This window comes from Pedobacter hiemivivus (assembly GCF_004331685.1).
GTDB lineage: Bacteria > Bacteroidota > Bacteroidia > Sphingobacteriales > Sphingobacteriaceae > Pedobacter > Pedobacter hiemivivus.
Genome location: NZ_SJSM01000001.1, coordinates 286,660 through 309,462, shown reverse-complemented (window position 1 = coordinate 309,462; position 22,803 = coordinate 286,660). Strand labels below are relative to the sequence as shown.

Annotated in this window: 17 protein-coding genes; 13 read left to right on the top strand and 4 right to left on the bottom strand. The window is 40.7% G+C overall.

From position 1 onward, the window contains the following. Positions 1–2 precede the first annotated feature (2 nt). The 5 genes from EZ444_RS01235 (at position 3) to EZ444_RS01215 (ending at position 8,084) form a co-directional block, all read left to right on the top strand. Entirely contained in the window at positions 3–1,316 is a 1,314-nt protein-coding gene (locus tag EZ444_RS01235) for a bile acid:sodium symporter family protein (RefSeq protein WP_131606422.1), read from the top strand. Continuing rightward, a complete protein-coding gene (locus EZ444_RS01230) occupies positions 1,303–2,754 on the top strand; it encodes a sialate O-acetylesterase (protein WP_131606420.1) in 1,452 nt (483 codons plus the stop codon). The genes EZ444_RS01235 and EZ444_RS01230 overlap by 14 nt, the downstream gene beginning before the upstream one ends. Then, positions 2,699–5,041, top strand: a complete 2,343-nt coding sequence (locus tag EZ444_RS01225; protein WP_225874593.1) for a DUF5703 domain-containing protein — start codon at positions 2,699–2,701, stop codon at positions 5,039–5,041. The genes EZ444_RS01230 and EZ444_RS01225 overlap by 56 nt, the downstream gene beginning before the upstream one ends. A 98-nt stretch (positions 5,042–5,139) precedes the next feature. Continuing rightward, the gene (locus EZ444_RS01220; protein ID WP_205945185.1) at positions 5,140–7,056 is read left to right on the top strand and encodes a glycoside hydrolase family 88/105 protein; all 1,917 of its coding nucleotides are present in this window, start codon (positions 5,140–5,142) and stop codon (positions 7,054–7,056) included. Positions 7,057–7,070: 14 nt separating this feature from the next. Next, positions 7,071–8,084 (top strand): zinc-binding alcohol dehydrogenase family protein, encoded by a 1,014-nt coding sequence (locus EZ444_RS01215; protein ID WP_131606416.1) that lies wholly within the window; start codon positions 7,071–7,073, stop codon positions 8,082–8,084. 50 nt (positions 8,085–8,134) lie between these two features. Here EZ444_RS01215 and EZ444_RS01210 read toward each other — a convergent pair whose 3' ends face one another. The 3 genes from EZ444_RS01210 to EZ444_RS01200 form a co-directional block, all read right to left on the bottom strand. Continuing rightward, positions 8,135–8,644 carry a DinB family protein gene (locus tag EZ444_RS01210; RefSeq protein ID WP_131606414.1) on the bottom strand — a complete coding sequence of 170 codons (510 nt, stop codon included), beginning with the start codon at positions 8,642–8,644 and terminating at the stop codon, positions 8,135–8,137. Between the two features lie 143 nt (positions 8,645–8,787). Then, complete coding sequence (locus EZ444_RS01205) at positions 8,788–9,132, bottom strand: c-type cytochrome (RefSeq protein WP_225874592.1); 345 nt, start codon at positions 9,130–9,132, stop codon at positions 8,788–8,790. Between the two features lie 86 nt (positions 9,133–9,218). Beyond that, positions 9,219–9,716 (bottom strand): Lrp/AsnC family transcriptional regulator, encoded by a 498-nt coding sequence (locus tag EZ444_RS01200; protein ID WP_131606412.1) that lies wholly within the window; start codon positions 9,714–9,716, stop codon positions 9,219–9,221. Between the two features lie 250 nt (positions 9,717–9,966). Between EZ444_RS01200 and EZ444_RS01195 the strand changes: the two genes are divergently transcribed. From EZ444_RS01195 to EZ444_RS01160, 8 genes are all read left to right on the top strand, one after another. Then, positions 9,967–10,395, top strand: coding sequence for a hypothetical protein (locus EZ444_RS01195; protein WP_131606410.1), 429 nt, complete (start codon positions 9,967–9,969; stop codon positions 10,393–10,395). 184 nt (positions 10,396–10,579) lie between these two features. Then, complete coding sequence (locus tag EZ444_RS01190) at positions 10,580–11,146, top strand: RNA polymerase sigma factor (RefSeq protein ID WP_131606408.1); 567 nt, start codon at positions 10,580–10,582, stop codon at positions 11,144–11,146. Positions 11,147–11,226: 80 nt separating this feature from the next. Beyond that, on the top strand, positions 11,227–12,327 hold the full coding sequence (locus tag EZ444_RS01185; protein WP_131606406.1) for a FecR family protein: 1,101 nt from the start codon (positions 11,227–11,229) through the stop codon (positions 12,325–12,327). Between the two features lie 157 nt (positions 12,328–12,484). Next, entirely contained in the window at positions 12,485–16,051 is a 3,567-nt protein-coding gene (locus EZ444_RS01180) for a TonB-dependent receptor (RefSeq protein ID WP_131606404.1), read from the top strand. Positions 16,052–16,085: 34 nt separating this feature from the next. Further along, a complete protein-coding gene (locus EZ444_RS01175) occupies positions 16,086–17,528 on the top strand; it encodes a RagB/SusD family nutrient uptake outer membrane protein (RefSeq protein ID WP_131606402.1) in 1,443 nt (480 codons plus the stop codon). 84 nt (positions 17,529–17,612) lie between these two features. After that, positions 17,613–18,812, top strand: a complete 1,200-nt coding sequence (locus EZ444_RS01170) for a TlpA disulfide reductase family protein (RefSeq protein ID WP_131606400.1) — start codon at positions 17,613–17,615, stop codon at positions 18,810–18,812. A 17-nt stretch (positions 18,813–18,829) separates the two neighbouring features. Next, positions 18,830–19,906: a TlpA disulfide reductase family protein gene (locus tag EZ444_RS01165; protein WP_131606398.1), complete on the top strand. Its 1,077-nt coding sequence runs from the start codon at positions 18,830–18,832 to the stop codon at positions 19,904–19,906. 4 nt (positions 19,907–19,910) lie between these two features. After that, positions 19,911–21,011 carry a TlpA disulfide reductase family protein gene (locus tag EZ444_RS01160; RefSeq protein WP_131606396.1) on the top strand — a complete coding sequence of 367 codons (1,101 nt, stop codon included), beginning with the start codon at positions 19,911–19,913 and terminating at the stop codon, positions 21,009–21,011. Between the two features lie 95 nt (positions 21,012–21,106). On the opposite strand, the gene EZ444_RS01155 is transcribed toward EZ444_RS01160, so the two are convergent. Continuing rightward, a complete protein-coding gene (locus tag EZ444_RS01155) occupies positions 21,107–22,792 on the bottom strand; it encodes a sodium/sugar symporter (protein ID WP_131606394.1) in 1,686 nt (561 codons plus the stop codon). Positions 22,793–22,803 lie beyond the last annotated feature (11 nt).

Here is a 22,803-nt window from a genome sequence, read left to right as displayed (position 1 = left end):
TCATGTATAATTTTCGCAGATTATGCCTGCTGTTTGCGCTGATTGCATTCGTAGTGCTGTTGGTTGGTCTTTTTAGATCAGATCCTGCACTATGGCAACCCGCTGCAGTCGTGATGGCAGTAACAGTCGCTATAGGAATTGGCGCGCTGGAAACCTTAAAAAATTACCAGTATACCGCCTGGATCATTACTGCTGTAGTTGCAGGAATGATTTATCCTGCTGCTTTTCTGAAATGGGGCGAGTTTGACCTCCGTAACAAATGGCTCATCCTCGTGGTGGTACAAATGGTGATGTTTGGTATGGGAATACACATGAGCCTTCGCGATTTTACTGGCTTGGGTAGCACAGGAAAAGGGGTGGTAATTGGCTTGTTGTGTCATTTTACCATTATGCCATTAATGGGGTATATGTTGACACGTGTGTTTCATTTTGAAACTGAAATTGCAGCGGGAATCATCTTAATCGGTTCCTGTTCTAGTGGCTTAGCCTCTAATGTGATGGTTTATATTGCTCGTGCAAATCTCGTATTATCGGTTGCTGTTACCGCAATGGCCACGCTGATCGCGCCATTTCTGACGCCGTTGCTGATGAAATTACTGGCGGGTACGCTGATTGAGATTAAATTCTTCAATATGATGATGGAGATCATTAAGATTGTGATCGTTCCTATCGGTGCGGCACTGGTTCATGATTATTTGAAACGGGCAACGCCAAAAGGTTGGAAGCGGATTAAACTGATTGCTGCGGTATGTGTGCTTTGGTTGCTGACTTTACCTTTGGGAATGTGGAGCGGGCTTGAACGTGTCTTTTCTACTGAGTGTATGGAATCTGTTGAGATCCTGAGCTTTTTTGCAGGCGCATTTCTTGTAGGATTGATTTATCACTTATTTACATTGAAATTTAATAATCTGGATCAGCTGATGCCTTATATTTCTATGTTCGGTATCGTTTATTTTACAACAGTTACAACTGCAGCCGGTAGAGATAACCTGTTAAAAGTCGGTTTTATTTTGTTTCTTGCATCTGTGATCCATAATGGAGCTGGTTACCTTTTTGGTTATTTGTTAAGCCGGATATTTGGTCTGGATAAGAGATCATCAAGGACCGTCGCCTTCGAAGTAGGTTTGCAGAATGGAGGTATGGCTTCAGGTTTAGCAGGTTCCATGGGTAAATTGGGAACCGTTGGACTTGCGGCAGCCGTATTTAGTCCATGGATGAACATTTCCGGGTCAATCCTAGCTAATTACTGGAGAAGACAGGCGCTAAAAGAAGAAGAACTAGAAAAATCAATTCAAAAAATATATGAAGAAGCTTAAAACCATTATTTCAAGATCAGGAACAACGGTTTTGTTCCTTGCCTTTTTTGTAGGTTCATCTTTTGCAGCCATAAAACCGGCCTCTATTTTTACGGACCACATGGTACTTCAGCAGAAAGCTGATGTTGCGATATGGGGTTGGGCTAATGCAGGTAGTGGTGTTACTTTAATTCCATCATGGGATAAAAAGAAATATACAATAAAAGCGGATGCCAACGGCAAATGGAAGCTGAAAATAGCGACTCCAAAAGCAGGTGGCCCTTATGAAATAAGTATAAGTGATGGTATTGCGCTTACCTTAAAAGATATTTTGATTGGTGAGGTTTGGTTTTGCGGCGGACAATCGAATATGGAGATGCCGATGAAAGGGTTTAAAAGTCAGCCTATTTTAGGATCAAATGAAGCCATTTTAAAATCTTCCAATTCTCAGATTCGATTGTATACTGTGCCAAGATCATCTATAACGGAAAGGCAAGACAATAGTAAACCGTCCGACTGGAAGCTTGCTGGACCAGAAGCTGTGTCTAACTTTAGTGCTACCGCTTATTATTTTGGTAAATTATTGAGTGAAATGCTTAACGTTCCAGTTGGACTGATTAACGATAGTTATGGCGGTTCAACAATAGAAGCATGGATGTCACCCGAATTGTTAAAGTCTTTTCCTGAAGTTAAAATTCCATCAAAAGGAGATGCGATTAAAGAGGTAAGTCGCACACCAACTACGCTATACAATGGAATGTTGTATCCTGCTATTGGTTACGGTATCCGTGGGGCGATTTGGTACCAGGGAGAATCTAATCAGACCCGACCGGATAGATATGGAGATTTATTTCCTGCAATGGTTAAGGAATGGCGAAATGTATGGGGAATGGGCGAGTTTCCATTTTACTATGCACAAATTGCACCTTTTAAATATGTAAAAGACCCGGCAACTCAGATGGGTAAGGAATTTAACTCAGCATTTATCAGAGATGTACAACGGAAATCCATTTCCAAAATATCCAATTCGGGGATGGCAGTGCTAATGGACATTGGTGAAGAACGTAATATTCATCCGGCAGATAAAGAAAAGGGAGGAGTACGATTAGCTTACCTGGCATTGGGCAATACTTATGGCGTTAAAGGTTTTAGTTATGCCAGTCCTGATTATGAATCTATGACTGTTATAGATGGTTCGGCAATCCTAAAATTTCAGAATGCATCAAATGGACTTACCTCATTTGGAAAGCCTTTGTCGGAGTTTGAAATTGCTGGGGAGGATAAGGTGTTTTATCCGGCAAAGGCAGTGCTTTCGGGAAGCAGCGTAACGGTTTCATCTGACGCTGTTAAAGCTCCGGTAGCGGTGCGTTATGCTTTTAAAGATTTTGTAATTGGCGATTTGTATGGAAATGAAGGTTTACCAGTTTCCTCATTTAGAACGGATGACTGGGAAAAGTAAACTTCTTTTTATTTGGATAATATTATCCAGCTGTTTATGGACTGCGCAAGCACAAAATAAGCAAGTTGAGGCTAATCTGGTATGGAACAGTCAGAGTGAAAACGCTGCTGGTTCTATGCCTTGCGGCGGCGGTGATATTGGGATGAATATCTGGGTGGAAAAAGGAGAACTACTTTTTTACATCTCCAGAAGCGGAACCTTCGACGAAAACAATACTTTGTTAAAAATGGGACGAGTAAGATTGAAGTTAAGCCCAAATCCTTTCGACGCAGGCAGTACTTTTAAGCAAGAGTTGGTTTTAAAAGAAGGCTATGTAAAAGTGACTGGTACAAAAGCAGGATTGCAGACGGAAGTAAAAATTTGGGTTGATGTTTTTAAACCCATCGTTCATCTTGAATTGAAAAGTAACCAGAAGACTTTTGCTGAGGCGGGTTTTGAAAGCTGGAGAAATGAAGATCGCTTGACCAAAGGAAAAGAAAACAACCAAAACTCTTATAAATGGGCACCGCAAGGAGAGGTGAAAACCTTTAAAGACAGCATTGCATTTAAAAATAATGGATTGCTGTTTTTCCATCAGAACAAAGACTTTTCTGTTTTTGATGTTACGGTGAAGCAGCAAGGAATGGACAGTGTTAAGGGTAAGTTGTTTAATCCGCTAAAGCACCTGGTATTTGGAGGCTCAATGCAAGGAGATGGCTTGATGCCCTCGGGAACTTATACTGGCAGTTATTCGGGAGTAGCCTTTAAAGGCTGGAAACTAAAAAATGCCAAGGCTTTAAATGCCATCAATATTACGATCACATTGCATACCGCTGAAGCCCAGCATATCAACAATTGGGAAAGTGAATTAAGAAAGACAGCAACCATTAAAAATAAACAAGCATTTGAAGCTACTAAAAACTGGTGGAAGAGCTACTGGGAACGCAGCTTTATAGAAATGAGTAGCCAACAGCAGCCCTTAGTTGCACAAGCAGGAAAGAACTATCAGTTATTTCGTTATATGTTGGGCTGTAATGCTTTTGGAACTTATCCCACTAAATTTAACGGCGGTCTGTTTACCTACGACCCAGGATTGATAGATTCAACGTTAAAATATACACCTGATTTTAGAAACTGGGGTGGAGGAACACATACTGCACAAAACCAACGATTGGTATACTGGCCAATGCTGAAAAGTGGGGATGCCGAAATGATGAAGCCGCAATTTGATTTCTATACTAATCTATTGCGCAATGCAGAGCTGCGAAGCGAATTTTATTGGGGTCATAAAGGGGCTGGTTTTACGGAGCAATTAGAGAACTTTGGCTTGCCAAATCCAGCTGAGTATGGCTGGAAGAGACCTGCAGGGTATGATAAAGGTATGGAATACAATGCCTGGCTGGAATACGAATGGGATACTGTACTTGAGTTTTGTATGATGATGCTGGAGACGGAAAGCTATGCGGGAAAAGATGTAAAACCATACCTTCCATTTATAGAAAGTTGTCTTAATTTTTTTGATACCCATTACAGCTATTTGGCTAGACAAAGGGGTAGCAAAGCACTGGATGGCAATGGCCATTTGGTTTTGTACCCCGGATCTGCAGCAGAGACCTATAAGATGGCTTACAATGCCACATCAACCATTGCCGCATTGAAAACCGTATTGGGGCGTTTACTGGAGCTCAAAGGTGGCTCTGAAGCACAAAGGGAAACATGGGCCGCAATGTTAAAACGTATTCCACCAATTAGCTTTAGGGAGTTTGATGGACATCCGACGATTGCTCCGGCGAAAGTATGGGAACGAGTAAATAATACGGAAAGTCCTCAATTATACCCTGTTTATCCATGGGGGATTTATGGAGTTGGCAAACCCGGATTGGATACCGCTATCAACACTTTTAAATACGATACCGATGTGCTGAAATTTAAGAGCCATGTGGGTTGGAAGCAGGATAATATTTTTGCAGCAAGGCTAGGGCTCGTAAAAGAAGCCGCGGAATTCACCCTGTTAAAATTAAAAGATTCGGGCAGAAGGTTTCCTGCATTTTGGGGACCTGGATTTGATTGGGTGCCCGACCATAACTGGGGCGGATCAGGAATGATTGGTTTACAGGAAATGCTATTGCAAACCCATAAGGAAAAGATTTTCTTATTCCCGGCATGGCCTAAAGAATGGGATGTCCATTTTAAATTGCATGCCCCTCATCAAACCACAGTAGAGGCCGTATGGAAGAATGGAAAGGTAGAATTGTTAAAAGTAATCCCCGAATCGAGAAGGAAAGATATCGTGATTTTAGTAAAATAAGGTTTTGGCAACGATTGCGTATTTATTTTGCAGACTTTACTAAAATCACTGTTTAAAACTATGTAGACTTGTATTGAAACCATTTATAACACACATGTATGAAAATGAGACCTCTTATATTTAGCTTAATAGCCTTTGTCATGTTGGCACCACAGGCTAATGCACAAAATGCCAATACAAAGGCTAAGCCTTTATCTGATCAGATGGCAGCTACGGTAATGGAAGTATGGAAGGAAAGATCCAAAAAATGGTCGTATGATGATGGAGTTGTTCAAGATGGAATGAACGAGATCTGGAGAAGAACCGGTAATGCGGTATACTTCAAATACGTTCAAGATAAAATGGATCAGTTTATTTCTGCAGAAGGAGTTATAGATACTTATAGCCAGGATCATTTTAACATTGACAACGTAAAAAACGGTACGGTTTTACTCGATCTTTATAAAGTAACCGGACAACAGAAATATTTTAAGGCAGCAACTACACTATGGGAGCAATTGCAAAAACACCCGAGAACAAAAGAAGGCGGTTTCTGGCACAAAAAAATATATCCTAACCAGATGTGGCTGGATGGCTTGTACATGGGACAGCCTTTTTATGCGGAGTATGCAGCATTAATTAATAATAAAGCGGCCTTTGATGACATTGCGAACCAATTCATCTTTATGGAGAAAAATGCCAGGGATGCAAAGACTGGATTGTTGTACCATGGCTGGGATGAATCAAAAGTAGAGCGTTGGGCCGATCCAAAAACGGGTTTATCGCCACATATTTGGGCCAGAGCAATGGGCTGGTATGCGATGGCACTGGTAGATGCATTGGATAATTTCCCTAAGGATCATCCGCAAAGAAAGGAATTGATTAATATTTTGAACCGATTGGCTGTTGCCATCAAAAGTGTACAAAACAATAAAACGGGTGTATGGTACGATATTTTAGACCGTCCAAATGATAAAGGTAATTACTTTGAGTCCTCAGCTTCCGCTATGTTTGTGTATGCTATTGCTAAAGGTGTAAGAATGCAATACTTACCACAATCGTACTTTGCAGTGGCTGATAAAGGTTACAAAGGGATGCAACAGGAATTTGTTGAACAACGTGCGGAGAACATGGTGAACCTTAAAGGTACAGTTACTGTATCTGGTTTGGGTGGTAAACCTTATCGTGATGGTAGTTATGCTTATTATTTAAGCGAAAAAGTAATCACCAATGATCCAAAAGGTGTTGGCGCTTTTTTAAAGGCGATCAACGAAATGGAGATTGCAGCTATGCCTAAACCAGGTTTAGGGAAAACAGTCATGTTGGATTCGTATTTTAATCATGAAACGAAGAAAGATCAAAGCGGTAATGTGGTTTCATGGCATTACAAATGGGAAGAAATGTCCAACGGAGGTTTTTCTATGTGGGGAGAGCAATTTAACAATGCAGGTTTTAAAACTTCAGCCTTGTACAATGCGCCTACAGCTACAAATCTTAAAAAGGCTTCAGTATACATCATCGTAGATCCCGATACGGAAAAAGAAACAGCTAAGCCGAATTTTATTGCTGCCAATGACATTAAGAATATTACGGACTGGGTTAAAGCAGGTGGTATCTTGATATTGATGGGGAACGATACCGGAAATGTAGAATTTGATCATTTTAACCAGCTGGCTAAGAACTTCGGTGTTCAATTCAACAAAGACAGCAAGGGCAGAGTAGTTGGCAATAAGTTCGAAATGGGCAAGGCAATTGTTCCTGCTGGCAATGAGCTTTTTAAAACTTCGCAACAATTGTACATAAAGGAGTATAGTACGTTAAAACTAGTGGCGCCGGCTAAACCCGTGCTTAAAGATAAGGATGGAAATAATATGATGGCTGTGGCCAAACTAGGTAAAGGTGCTGTATTTGTTATTGGCGATCCATGGTTGTACAATGAGTATGTAGATGGAAGAAAATTGCCTGCTGAATACGATAATTTTAAAGCTGGACAAGATTTAGTGAACTGGGTTGGTAAACAGCTCATGAAGAAATAATTTTAGAGATATAAATGAAGACACTCGTTTGCAGTACACCAGGTACATTTGAATACACTACAAGTGAAAAACCTGTATTAACAGCCGGCAACGCAATTATAAAAATTAAACGCATCGGTATCTGCGGTACGGATTTACATGCTTTTGAAGGTACACAACCTTTTTTTAATTACCCAAGAATCTTGGGTCACGAACTTTCTGGTGAATTACAAGAGTTTGATGGGGCTGAGGGCTTTGAAAAAGGAGAAACCGTTACATTTATTCCTTATTTTAACTGTGGCGTATGTATTGCCTGTAGATCAGGCAAGCCAAACTGCTGTACGGATATTAAAGTTTGCGGGGTGCATGTAGATGGTGGAATGGCTGAATACCTTTCGGTTCCTTCACATACGCTGATCCATGGTGAAGGCTTAAGTTTTGATGAACTGGCATTGGTAGAGCCACTGGCTATTGGAGCCCATGGTGTGCGTAGAGCTGCTATTGAAAAGGATGAATTTGTGTTGGTAATAGGAGCGGGACCGATAGGTTTAGGAACTATGGAGTTTTCCAGAATTGCCGGAGCTAAAGTGATTGCGCTGGATATTAACGATGCACGTTTACAGTTTTGCAAGGATAAGTTGAATATACCTTATGTAGTGAATGCCCTTGCTTCTGATGTTTTAGAGCAATTGCAGGCAATTACAGACGGTGATATGCCAACAGTAGTCATAGATGCTACAGGAAGTTTAAAAGCGATTAATAATGCCTTTCAGTATATGGCACACGGTGCGCGTTTTGTATTGATTGGCTTGCAGAAAGAAAACATTTCCTTTAGTCACCCTGAGTTTCATAAACGCGAAGCCACTTTGATGAGCAGTCGAAATGCAACAAGAACCGATTTTGAGCATGTAATTGCTTCCATGAAAGCGGGTTTGGTAAAGCCAACCACTTACATCACACATAAAGTTCAGTTTGCTGAAGTAAAAGACGAGTTTCAAAGTTGGCTTGATCCTGCAAATGGGGTGATCAAGGCGATGGTAGAAGTATAATCATTATAGGCTCCAATTTAGCGGATTGAACTAATTGGAGCCTATAAAATTTAGTCTCTGTTCCAAAATGCAGGTGGCTCTATGCCTAAGCTGCGTAAATAAACAGTACCCTGTGCACGATGATGAATCTCGTTGTCGATGAAATATAAAATGGTGGAATAAACAGGCCCTTCATATTGACCAAAAGCTAAAACCACTTCCTGAAACCGGGCTTCAGAAATCTCTGGCCAAAATGCAATGATCACTTCGGTGGATTGATCCCATAATTTAAGTAAGCCTTCCTTAGTGCGGTCTTCCTTGTTTAAAGAATGTTGATCAAAGCCACTTGCGTTTTCCCAATTGTCGGTTGCAATGCCTCTTATACCAGGACCTGCGATGTCTATAATTTCCTTCATCATCTCAGCAAATGGACGCATACCGCCAATGCTGTAATCAAATAATTTATCTTCAGGAAAGGCTTCAATTACACGTCTGGTAAGGCGACGGTGGCCTAGCCATTCATTTAAAAAATTTTCTGTAGAAACGAATGGCATAGTTTCGGTGGTGGTTGTCGTTGTCATAATCTTATTTTTTTATGGGTGTATGTATTTTCTAATACAAAGAAAACACAGCCCACTGACAACCCTATGGCAGCGCGTTTTTTAAATTTTAATTGTTACCGGTTCATCTTTTCCGTTATGACAAGTTACACAAGAAATATTCATTAATTTCCTTCTTTGTCTTTTTCGTGGAAATATTTCTTGTTGATCTTGTTAGTCATTCGCATCATATCCCTTGCAATTTCCTTTTTAGGATTTTCATCACTTGCAAAGTCAAGCTTTTTAGGGTTGTCTTTGCGTGGAGAGTGGCAGTAATTACATTTTACACCTAATGCAAGTTTAAAGCCATCCATAACTTTATCAAGGTCATCATGACTGATGTTCTTTGGAAGTACTTTAAGGTTTGTCGCTTTAGGTTCTTGTTTAGGTTCTTGTTGCGGCATAAAAGCACTTAGCATCACAACTGTACCTAATATTAGAGAAAAAGTAATCGTCTTTTTATAGCGCATAAATAATGATTTAATGTATGAACCAATATAGATAGATTAGATTACTATGACAAAACTATTGTTTATTGGGAATTAATCTTAATAATCTACTGTCCATTAGCATGGAATGGGGGCATTTCTAAAGTATAGGCCAGTTCTCTTTTAGCTTCATTAATCACAAACTGGCTACGCACAGTCCCTACATCTGGCAGGTTGGCTAATCTATTTACTACAAACTCCTTGTAAGCCTGCATGTTGCTAACCACGATTTTTAAGATAAAATCGAAATCTCCTGTCATGTGATAGCATTCCATTACTTCGGTAAATTTAACTACTTCCTGCTCAAAGTTTTTTAAGGACTGGGTACTATGGTCTTTCAGTTGAATCGAGGTGAAGGAGGTCAACATTTCACCCAGTTTTTCTCGGTTAATGATGGTGAGTGTACCAATAATATAGCCGATCTCTTTGAGTCGCTCCACTCGATTGAAAATGGTATTTCCGGCTTTATGTAGCTTTAAACCAAGTTGTTTGTTGGTCAACGAGGCATCTTTTTGAATGAGGCGTAAAAGTTGTAGATCAGTCTGATCCAAAGTTGTAGTAGTCATATAACCATAGTTTTTTACGCTTGTTTTTTGCAAATTAAATCTATTCTGTTCAGATTGTCAAGTAGTTAGCTTTAATTCTGTCAGATAGATACTTTGTTACACTTTAAAGAATTTAATTCTGTTTGAAAGGTGTTTAATGGAAGATTTTTCCAAATTAGCTACTGTGTATGGATTTATCAATCATGCTGATCAAATTTGTGTACATTCTATACCGCGACTACTTTGCTAGTAGTCAACTAATTTCTGAAAAATGAGTTTAAATTTTTTAAGTATCAATCGCCTGGATGAGTATAAGCGCGACGCAAAGTTGCAAAGTACCATTAGTTTCCGCTTAATGTGGTTAGATGAAGGCGAAAGTATGGTTTTTGTACCATCTGGTGTTTCTTTTGATCTGGATATTTATCCTTCAACAGGATGGATTTTTTCGTTCAATGAGCTTTTTTATAGGGACTTTTTGGATCGGTACCCTCAGGATTACAACTGTGCTTTGATGGCGAAAAGGTCGTCTGATTATGTGTTTATTCCATTAGCTGTGAAGTTACGAATGGAAATGTCTGAATTGGCAGATTTGTTGGTAAGGGCACTAAAGGAAGGGCAATCAGAATTGTTCTTGCAGGCCTATGCAGATTTGATTCTGCTAAATGCCAATCAGGCATATGTGGGGATACATAGTAAATAAAGCAGGTATTTATATAACAAAGGGGTATTTGTTTTTACAAATACCCCTTTGTTATTTCCATTCGAGATCGCGAATTATTCTTAATAATTGCTTTCGTTTGCCATTGGAATAAAATTGCTTTTTTGTTATCCTTATGAATAATAGGATATTATTTTTTAGTAATTTTACAAAAGGGGAAATCTTCATGGCCATTTATAGTTCATATACTGATTTGGAACTTATTGCTTTGTTAAAAAAAGGTGAGAAGGTTGCGCTTGCCGAGATTTACAGAAGGTATCAGGGCGTTTTGTATAGCCATGCCTACCGTCGCTTGCCGGACAGAGAGGAAGTAAGAGATATCATACAGGAATTGTTTGTTTACCTCTGGACTAGCAGGGAGCAACTTCATATGACCAGTCTTTCTTCCTATCTTTATGCTGCAGTTCGAAATCGCGTATTAAACCAGTATAGAAATAAAAAGGTAAGGGATAATTTTGCTGCTTCATTACAGGAATTTATAGATCAGGGCGAAAATGTGATTGAAGATCAGCTGAGGGAAAAGGAGCTTGCCTTACTTGTTGAAAAGGAAATTGCCGCCTTACCCGATCAAATGCGCCTTGTTTTTGAAATGAGCCGTAAGCTGGAGATGAGCCATAATGAAATTGCCGAGGCACTTAATTTATCGCCGCATACCGTTCGTAATCAGGTGCATAATGCCTTGAAAATTTTACGTGTTAAACTAGGCGCCAACATCCTGTTTATATTATTTTAACTTTTTTTAAATACTGTCTAGTCTATAGCCTGCTTAGCCGTGTCTTATCATTATAGCGTGAAATTTCGCTTAACGTGAACATGGAATTTAAGCAAGCTGAAAAAATAATTGAAGTATACAATAACGGAACTGCAAGTGCTGAGGAAAGGGATTTGGTGGAAAGTTGGTATTTGAAACATAAAACGGGGAATACATTAAGTGCTGTAGAGATACAGGAGGAGCATGATTTGGGTTTCCAAGCATTGAATGCTTATTTAAATGAACCCCGTAAAATCAGTTTATGGCCTCGTATCGCAAGTGTGGCCGCTATTTTATTGGTGATGGGATCAGGATTTTATTTTTATAGAATTCAGAACAGAGGTATAAAGGATAAAATTTCTTTGGCGCAGGATATCCCACCTGGTAGAAACACTGCGATACTAACATTGGCAGGTGGTAAAACCATCAATTTAAGTGATGCAAAGAATGGAGTAGTTATAGCGGCCGGAAAAGTGGCTTATAGTGACGGTACCCGTGTTGCTGTACCTGAAGCAGTCGAATCCTATGTGCCTCTGGAAATGACCGCTAGTACACCACGCGGTGGCATTTATAATGTGACTTTACCGGATGGGACTACTGTTATGCTCAATGCGGAAAGTAGTTTGAAATTCCCTTCCGTTTTCAAAGGGAAAAATCGGAAAGTGGAATTACGTGGAGAAGCCTACTTTGAAGTCGCTAAAGATAAGTCGCATCCTTTTGTCGTACAATCAGAGGGACAGACTGTTGAAGTATTGGGTACACATTTCAATATCAATAGTTATGTTTCTAACCGTTACATAAAAACAACCCTACTGGAAGGGAGTGTAAAGGTAACTGGAAAGGATAATGAACTGGTACTGCTGCCAGGAGAGCAGTCTAAATTAACCGCCGGACAGTTGAATGTACAGATAGTTGACATTGAAGAAGCTGTTTCCTGGAAGAATGGGTATTTCCGGTTCAACGATGAAAATATTGTTGATGTGATGCAGAAAATTGCGCGCTGGTATGATATAGAAGTGGTTTATAAAGATAAACCAACGTTAGAAGGATTTACAGGAACTATTTCACGAAAATCAAATATCAGTGATGTACTGGATATGCTGGAAAGGACAAAAATCGTTCACTTTGAGATCGAAGGAAGGAGGGTTATGGTAATGAATTAAACTTTTACTACCTGAACCCTTAAAAAAGGTTACCCTGGCTTCGGAACCAGGATAACCCAATAAGCGGTTTACATCAATAATCTAAACTATCAACTAAGCGACATGCCAGTCCATCTTCGAAAATGTAGGCCTGTCGTTTCTAAACCATGCTAAGCAAATGTACAATTTTTACACAAAAAGGTTGATACAGCTTTTGGGCTGTATTTCCAAAATCCAGTTGATGATGTGCCGGGCCATGGGGCCGGTAAGTGAAACGGGAAAAAGAAAATGGATTATGCGAGTTAACCTAACCACTTTACTCTTAATCACAGTTATCCTGCAGGTAAGTGCGGGAAGCTATGCGCAAAAAATCACGCTATCTGAAAATAATGCGCCCATTAAATATGTTCTTGATAAAATCAGAACTCAAAGCGGGTACGACTTTCTGTTTACTACTACCAATTTAAAAAATGCAAAACCTGTTACTATACAGGTGAAGAACGCAGATCTGAAAGTGGTATTGGAACAGGTTTTTGAAGGACAGCCCTTTGATTATTCCGTAGCTAAAAACTCTGTTGTAGTGTCCAAAAAAGAATCTTCCTTTCTGGATAAACTCAAGAATGTTTTTTCTGCTATTGATGTTCGCGGTCGTGTTGTGGATGAAAACGGGAAGCCCATGGCGGGAGTGAGCATCAAATTAAAAAACAACTCCGGAAGACCCATTGTTAGCAATGAACAAGGTTTTTTTACCACTACGGTGCCAGATAATTCTGTGCTTGTTTTTTCTTACGTCGGCTATGTAACACTAGAGTTGCCTGTTCGCCCCAGTATGCTTATTGTTATGCAATTCGGCCAGAACAAGCTGGAGGAAACCGTTGTGGTAGGTTATGGAACAACTAAAAGAAAGGATTTAACAGGTTCTGTTGCATCAGTAAATATCTCTGAAGTAAGGGATGTGCCTTTTGCTACCTTTGATCAGGCATTGAGCGGTAAGGCTGCCGGGGTACAAGTGGTGCAGGCTGATGGCTCCCCTGGTGGTGTGGCTAAGATCAGGATCAGGGGCGGGACCTCCCTGATGGGGGGAAATGACCCATTATACATTATCGACGGAGTGCAGATACAAGTTCAGAATCGTTACCAGCAAGGTGCGTCTGATATTGTGAGCCCGGTGGAAAGAGGTGGAAATGACGACCCGAATTTTTCGGTGGCAGGTTCTTTTGCCCGCGGATTGAATAGTTTGGGTGGACTGAATATCAATGATATTGAAACAATAGACATCCTTAAAGATGCTTCCGCTACAGCTATATATGGTTCAAGAGCGGCAAATGGGGTAGTGATCATTACCACCAAGAAGGGTAAAATGAACCAGAAGCCAGTCTTTGAAGCAAATTATTACACAGGAGTAAGCCTGGCGGAAAACGAAAAGGTATTGAACAGAGACCAATATATCATGATTGTCAAAGAGGCTGCTAAAAACCTGAATGATGCACGTGCAGCCAAAATTCCGGTGCTTGCACCAAATGCGCTGGCTACACAGATACTTACTGATCCAGGTTATTTTGGAACAGCAAATACGGACTGGCTTGACCTGGTGACCCGTACCGGGATCACTCAAAATGCAGACCTTTCTGTGAGGGGTGGTGGTGCTGGTTCGCGTTATTATACCTCACTTAGCTACAACAGTTCAGAAGGAACGGTACTAGGAACAGATTTCAAGCGTATTGCAGGAAAGGTAAGTCTGGATAATGACATCACCAGCAAACTACGTTTCAATACCAATCTGGATTATGGCTTCAGTACCAATAACATCACCAACGGACTATATACACAGGCTATATTTGCACCTCCTACTGTAGATCCATACAATGCAGACGGCAGTATTAAAATTATTGATCCTGCATCACTCGGTGCCTATGCGTATGAAGGATTTCAAAACCCGCTTTTACTTACAAAAGGAATTAATAAGTCTAACAACTTTTTCCTAATTGGTAGTCTGACAGGTGAATATGATATCATAAAAGACCTCACCTTTAGAAGCTCAGTTTCCGTAAATTACAATAATTACCGTCAGAACAACTATATTCCGAGTACTGTGGCAATAGCCACACCAAATGGAACAGGAAGCTCGGGTAATGGTACCGCTACACAGGCACAGGCTGAACAGGTAAATACCTTCATCCAGAATACAATAACCTGGAATAAAGAATTCAATGAAAATCACCGTTTGAATGTCGTTGCCGGTACAGATTGGCAGATTACCAAAGGAAATGCTTTTTCTGCAAGCGGACAGGGCTTTCCCGATGATGAATATTTAAATAACCTGTCTTCAGCGGCTGTAACTTTACCTTCAACGGGTACATCAGATCAGAATTCATTATTGAGTTTTTACATGAGAGCGAATTATAGCCTGATGGATAAATATGTGTTTACATTTACGGGGAGATCGGATGCTTCTTCAAAATTTCCCATAGCTAACCGTGTAGGTTATTTCCCTTCGGGAGGTGTGGCCTGGAGGATTTCGCAGGAGAATTTTTTAAAGAATGTGAAATGGATAAGTGAGATCAAACTTAGAGCGAGTGCCGGGTATACAGGTACTCAGAACATCGGTAATAATCTGTTCTATACACTTTATTCACCTGTGTCATATGCCGGATTAAACGGGCTTTCTCCCTCGCAGCTTGGTAATGAACGGCTTAAGTGGGAGTCTACCTTGCAAAAAGATGGAGGTATAGATTTTTCTTTTTTTAATTCCCGTCTTCGCGGAGGTGTAGGTTATTATGAAAAAAACACCAGTGGCGTTTTGTTCCCCACCACAGTAGCGGGAAGTTCCGGTTTTAATCAGGTGACTTCAAATATTGCCAACATTCGTAACCGCGGACTGGAAATTGAATTAAGTGGAGATATTATCAGAGGAAAAAATTTCCAATGGTCGGGTAGTATTAATGTGTCCGGCAACCGTTCCAAAGTACTTGCAATTTCTAACCAAGTTGACGATCCAAACAATCCGGGCATCTATCAATTTGGAAATACAGTGCTGAAAGTGGGAGAACCGGTAGGTCTGCTGTACGGAAGGGTGTTCGATAAAATCCTTAAAACACAGGCCGAAGTGGATGCTTATAAAGTAGGAAATGTACTTGCCGGCAGTTATCCATACCTCGGCATCGGTGATCCTAGTTATATATTGGACCCTGATGCTTTTGGTCCTGGACTCCGTTATTTTGCGGACGATATCATTGGAAAGGCAGAACCTAAATTTTACGGGGGTTATACCAACAGGATGAGCTATAAAGATTTCAGTTTGACCACACTGGCAACTTTCTCTTATGGTGGCGACATTTATTACCTGGCAGATGTACAGAACCAGGATATGGCAAAAAGGACAAACAAAGGTGTTAGAATTCTTGACCGCTGGACTCCGGAAAATACTGATGCTACAAGGCCACGCCTGATTCAGGGCCAGGGCTCTTACGCTTACGCTGCCAGTAACAATGTATATGACGCTTCGTTCATCAAGCTAAAATCGGTAACCATTGCCTATCAGTTTCCAAAAAGCCTGACGAGCAAATGGAAACTGAATGGAATATCTGCATACGTTTCCGCAACTAACCTGTTCACCATCACGAACTATCCGGGTGTAGATCCTGAGACAAGTAATGATCCGTACAGTCTGATTGGCGGATATAGTGATTCAGGAGGTTATCCATACGTCAGACAGTTCAGCCTGGGAATCCGGGTAGGTTTATAGTATAGGGGAATAGAATTTAATTATAACAAAGGACATGAAAACATTATATAAATTTCTGACAGTTGGTATCATGCTCATTGGGGCCTACGGCTGTAAAAAAGAACTTAGTGCACCACCTAAAAATGCCAAAGTTGAAGGAAATACCATTTTAGACCAGGCCACATCACAGATTGCTTTGAATGGTGCTTATTACAATTTTGCTAATGCAACGAATATCAAAACCGGCTGGCAGCAACACCAGATTCTTCCAGCACAATTTGCAGGCTATTTAGGCTACGGTTTTGGTGCGAGCGCTTCTGAGGAAAATATGACTGAAGGTGCGGCTGGTAGTTATTGGGATGAATCTTACAAAGCACTGAATAGTACTAATGGTGTGATCAAAGGAGTTAATGAGCTTGCAGATAATAAGTTCACAGGCAACAGAAAAAAAGAAATAATTGCAGAAGCGAAATTCATTCGTGCTTATTCACACTTCAAACTGTTGAGTTACTATGGAGAATGGTACAAGATTGGCAGTGCGCAGGGAGTTTTATTGAGGGATGAGCTCTCAACATTGACTAATATCACTAAAAAGCGCAGCACCGTTAAGGAAAGCTATGATTTCATCATTGCTGATTTAAATGAAGTGATCGCTAATGGTCCGGTAAGCAATCCAAACCATTATGCAACCAAATGGGCGGCAATGTTGTTGAAAATGCGTGTATTGATGAGCCGGGCAGGAACCGGAAATTATACTGAGGTAATAGCTCTTGCAGATAACATCATGCAGAACAGCCCTTATGTATTGGAAGCCAGTCAGCAAAACCTGTTTCATACCATTGGTTTGTCAAGTAAGGAAGTGATTTTAGGAATTAAGCCCCAGGCGCTTCAGTCTAGCGATCCGTATTCCAAAACCAGGCAATACTATCCCGGTGCTTCATCTCTTTATGTGGCCAAATCGGCTTTAAAAGATCTTTATGCCAATGATCCTAGGGGAAGCTGGGTGATTGGTACGGCAAGTGCTTATTCACAATATTCGCCAAATACCTTCTATTTCAATAAATATAATGCACAAGGTTCTACTCCTTCGGCATTGACTGAAACAGATTATGCCATGCGGCTGACGGAAGTTTACTTACTGAAAGCGGAAGCTATAATAAGATCGGGAGGAAGCCTGGGCACAGCAAAAACACTGATCCATCAGATACAGGAAAAGGCGGGAATCACTGCAGTTTCCAATAATTTCCATTATTTAGCTGTCGAGGCTGCAAATACTCCTGATGCACTATTATTGGAGCTATATAAAGAAACCTCAAAAAGTATGGTGGGAGAGGATGGCAGCGAATGGATGGCATTATTGCGTTTCCCGTTAGTCACTGTGATGCAGTTAAAACCCACAATTACCAGCCAGATTCAGTATATCATTCCTGTTCCAAAGAGCGAATTTATTTACAATCCGCAATTTGGAGATCAAAATACCGGATACAGCGCAAACTAATATACCATTGCATAGTGCGGTGCCCCGATAGGGTGGCGCACTGATTTGACCAGGATATATACGATTGAAAACAAATTTATACAGATGAAAAATTATTTATTGACATTGTTATTGCTTGCCTGTATTCATCAGGTAATGGCGCAGGATGGCTCATTTACGTTGCAGGGCAAAATTAAAGGACAAAGTACTGGAATTTTAAAATTGTCATACCCTACTGCAGATGGAGGATATGTCCAGGACAGCACCGCGATTCAGAATGGGAAATTTGAATTCAAAGGTAAAGTGGCCGATCCGGTTATGGCTTATATTATGGGAGCTGTAAAAAGCCAAGGTTTCGACGATCCCAATATGGCTACCTTTTTTATCGAGCCCGGAAAACTGAGCATGGCGTTAACTGCTGGTGATTTCAAAAACCTAAAATTAACAGGTTCTAAAACCCATGATGAATTGGTTGTACTGAACCTTCGTAAAAAATCACAGCTAGAGCAAATGCGTGTTTTGTCGGCTGCCTATGACAAAGCCAATATGGCATATATAGCTGCAAGGAAAGCCGGAAAGCCTGAAGGTGAACTGGAAGTGCTGAAGGAAGCTGCGAATGCAGAAAAGGATAAGATGGATCCTTTAAGGGAGGAAATGGATAAAATTGACATGGAATATATCAGGACTCACCCTGATTCAGATTATTCGGCCTATGCCTTAAGTTGGAAGGTATCTTCGCTGCCACTTGCTGAATCAAAGCTGCTTTATGCAAAACTATCAGACCGTATAAAGCAAAGCAGCTACGGAAAAAAAATTGCAGATGAGATCAAGAGCCTGGAAGGCGGATCGCCCGGAAGTCCGGCCTCGGTATTTAGTTCAACGGACATCAACGGACAGCCCTTAAGTCTGGCAGATTTTAAAGGTAAAAAATATGTATTGCTCGATTTCTGGGCCAGCTGGTGTGTACCTTGTCGTAAAGGAAACCCACATTTGTTGTCGTTGTACAGTAAATATAAAGACAAAGGTTTGGAAATTATTGGTGTATCTGATGACGACAGTAACAATGAAGCCTGGAAAAAGGCCGTTGCACAGGACAAGATCGGTGTGTGGAAACACGTTCTGAGAGGATTGAAAAGAACTGCCACGGGATATGATAAAACGAACGACATTACTGAACCTTATGCCATTCATTCGCTACCAACCAAAATCCTCGTAGATAAAAATGGAATGATCATCGGCCGCTATGGTGGAGGTGGCGAAAATGACGAAGCTATGGATAAGAAACTGGCTGAAATTTTTAACTAGTAAATCAATAAAAAACTATGAAATCACTTAAAATTTTAACTGCTGCCGCGATGTTCTGCATGGCTGGTACAGCTTTAGGTCAGCAGGTCCGGGTCAATGGAAACATTAAAGGACTGGGCGATGCTGAACTGAATTTTCATTATTACGATGGTAATGAACCTAAAACTAGTAATGTGAAAGTAACAGGTGATAAATTTACCTGGACTGCCCCTATGCCCAACCCACAAAAAATCACCATCATGTTCCCCAAAAGAGCGGTATGGGTCTTTGTTGAGCCTGGAAATATCGAAATGAACGGGAGTGCCGATTCGCTCGACAAGATTAGATTAAGCGGCTCAAAAATACAAACGGAGGCAGACACTTATGACAAGTTGCTGGAGCCATTTTCATCTCAGGAAATGCCCTTATACCAGAAATATGGTAAGGTTAGTAAAGAAGAGCAGTTGCAACTGGAGCAAAAGCTTGCCGATATCAGGAAACAAAAACGTGTTGTAGCCAATAACTATATTGCATCACATCCTGAAAGTCCGTTTAGCTTAAGTTTAGTTACAGACCGTGCAGGAATGGGTGAATACAAAGATATACAGGCTATATATGATCAGCTGGGTAAAAACATAAAAGCAACCCCGGAAGGAAAACGTTTGAATGAACGTCTTGTGATACTAAAACGGAGCGCAATTGGAACCCCGATGTTAAATTTTACACAAAATGATACAGAAGGAAAACCAGTTAACTTTGCAGCATTTAAAGGGAAGTACGTACTGATCGATTTCTGGGCAAGCTGGTGTGGGCCATGTCGGGCAGAGAACCCGAATGTATTGAAAGCGTACAATAAATACAAAGATCAGAACTTCACCGTTGTCGGCGTTTCTCTTGATGACAAGGGCGATAATTGGAAAAAAGCAATAAAAGATGACGGAATGCCATGGACACAGCTTTCAGATCTGAAAGGTTGGAAAAATGAAGTGTCTACTTATTACGGAATTATGGGCATCCCAAGTACATTACTGGTTGATCCGCAGGGAAAAATTATTGCAAAAGATTTAAGAGGTGAAATCCTGAACAAGAAACTCGAAGAAATATTTAATAACTAACCTAATGAACATAAGATATTTAACTCTTGTTGCGCTGTTGTTTGCACAAACAGTTAGTGGGATTGCGCAAACTAAATCGGCTGGCTATAAGCTAACAGGCACTGTAAAAGGAATTGCCGATGGTGAGGTGGAACTTACAAGCTATGATTCCCGGACCAGGACAAACAAAAAACTCAATACCGCAAAAGTTAAGAACGGTAAGTTCACAATGACCGGAAAATTGAATACTCCGGAACTTATGGGGCTTTCTTTTACCCCTGGCAACTGGGGAACGCGGGTTTTTCTGGAAAATGTCCCTGTTAACATTAGCATTGATACCGCAGGCTCAACGCATTATGATTATACCAAATATGGGGATAAAAAAGGTGCCACGCTCCAGCAGGTTAAAGTAAGCGGATCTGTAAGTCATGCTGATTACGAAGATTACGAAAACAAGACGAAGGGCAGCAAAAAAAGAGATGAGGTATTTTCACGGCAATTGGATTACATCCGACCCTTTATTGCTAAAAAACCTTCATCTGTTGCAGGCGTCTATATGCTCAGCACGCATTATATGTTTAATTCGGATATGCCACTTAACGATCTGGAACAATTGATGGCGAAATTTACTGGTGAGGCAAAAAAAACGCTCTATTTCAATAATCTTCAAAAAGAAATTGCTGAAAGAAGGGCTGTATTGCCCGGTAATTTTGCGGAAGATTTTACTTTGCTGCAAAGGGACAGTACAAAATTCACGCTTTCATCCACCAGAGGTAAATATGTGATGATCGATTTCTGGGCGAGCTGGTGCAAACCCTGCAGGGAGGCCATCCCGCATTGGAAAGAGGTATACGCAAAATATAAAGGTAAAGGTTTTGAGATTGTGAGTGTAACGAACGACAGCAGATGGAATGACTGGGTCAAAGCTATGGATGTAGAAAAAATGCCATGGATACAGACCATTGATGAATTTCCAGTAAAAAACATGCCGGCAAGGGTAGTAAGTAAGTATAAACATGGTACGATACCGCTTTATGTATTGCTGGATAAAGAAGGTAAGATATTAGTGAAATCTGGCAATGAAGAAGATATTGATCATAAATTGGCTGAGCTATTGGGCAATTAAAATTAATGTATTCTCTTGTAAATGGGTAATTACTATGTAATTAGAACGGGGATTTGTGATAAACAAATCCCCGTTCTAATTGATGTATAATCTGCTTACCAGAACTTCACATACAGCGCTGCAATGATCAACAGCGTAACCACTATTAATGCCATCGTAGATGGAGCAACTTTGAACATCGCTTTATCCAGTTCGAAAGCTTTAGGATTAACTTTAGGTCCTGCCAAACTCATGACAATCATGATCGCCATGGTAAAGAAGAAGGAGAGTCCCATACAGATGTGGAAAGGAATCTCAAAGCCACCCTTGCCATTAGGATAGGCAGTATATAATAGCGTATCGTTTCCTAATAAACCCGGCGCCATCTCGTTAAAGAAAACAGACAAAAGGAAACCAGATAAAACACCTGCGATAGCTGCTGCACCTGTAGTTCTTTTCCAGAACATACCTAGGATGAACATCGCAAAAACACCCGGACTGATAAAGCCTGTATATTTTTGAATAAAGGTGAAACCACCTTCTCCGCCGATGCCTAAAAGGTCGTTCCAAGTAAACAACACCGCTAGGATCATTCCTACAAATACGGTTGTCCTACCTACAAAAACCAGGTTCTTTTGTTCTGTACCTTTCTTAAAGTACTTCGAATAGATGTCTAGTGTAAAGATTGTAGAGATACTATTTACTTTGCCAGCCAGTGAAGCTACAATCGCCGCGGTAAGTGCTGCTACAGATAAACCTTTAAGGCCCGTCGGTAAAAAGGTCAGTACCGCTGAGTAAGCACCATCTTTACCGCCAATCAGTTGTGGTAAATGTCCACCTTTATACAAAACATAGGCTGCGATACCGGGTAGCATTACAATTAAAGGCATCAGGAGCTTTAAAAAGCCCGCAAATAAAATACCTGTTCTGGCAGTTTGCAGGTCGGCGCCTAAAGCACGTTGTGTGATGTACTGGTTACAGCCCCAATAGTTCAGATTGATGATCCAGATACCGGCAACATAGGAGGCCAGCCCGGGGAAAGTAAGGTATTTGCTGATTTCATTTTGTGTAGATTCAGCTGTTGGCTTCGGAATGATCATCTTAAAATGCTCCGGAGCCTGCTCCATTAAAACATTAAAACCCGCGATGGCATTGGCACCTACACCAAATTTTTGTCCCACTACAGTTAAGGCAATATAGGTGGTCACCAGTCCGCCGAAAATTAAAACACCTACTTGAATTACGTCTGTATAGGCAACTACCTTCATTCCACCCAGCGAAATAATCAGGGCAAAAACGGCAAGTCCAATCATAATGACGTGCAGATAATCGCCACCGGTTAATCCGTTAATGGCAACAGCACCTAAATAAAGTATGGAGGTCAGGTTTACGAATACATATAAAAACAACCAGAATATGGCCATAATCAAAGCGACAGATTCATTATACCTGGTTTTGAGGAACTGTGGCATGGTGTAGATCTTATTTTTAAGATATACGGGGATGAACCATACAGCAACAATGATCAATGCGATCGCAGCGATCCATTCATAAGCGGCTACTGCAATACCAAGGAAAAATCCTTCACCACTCATGCCGATAAATTGTTCGGCAGAGATATTAGAAGCGATGAGTGAGGCCCCAATGGCCCACCAGGTTAAAGTACCTTCGGCTAGAAAGAAGGCCTTGGCGTCATGCTCGTCCTTTTTGCGCTGGCGGTAAATGTAATACCCATAGCCGGATACGACTAAAAAGTAGATGATGAAAACTACATAATCTGTAGTTACTAGACTATTGTTCATAGTAGGTCATT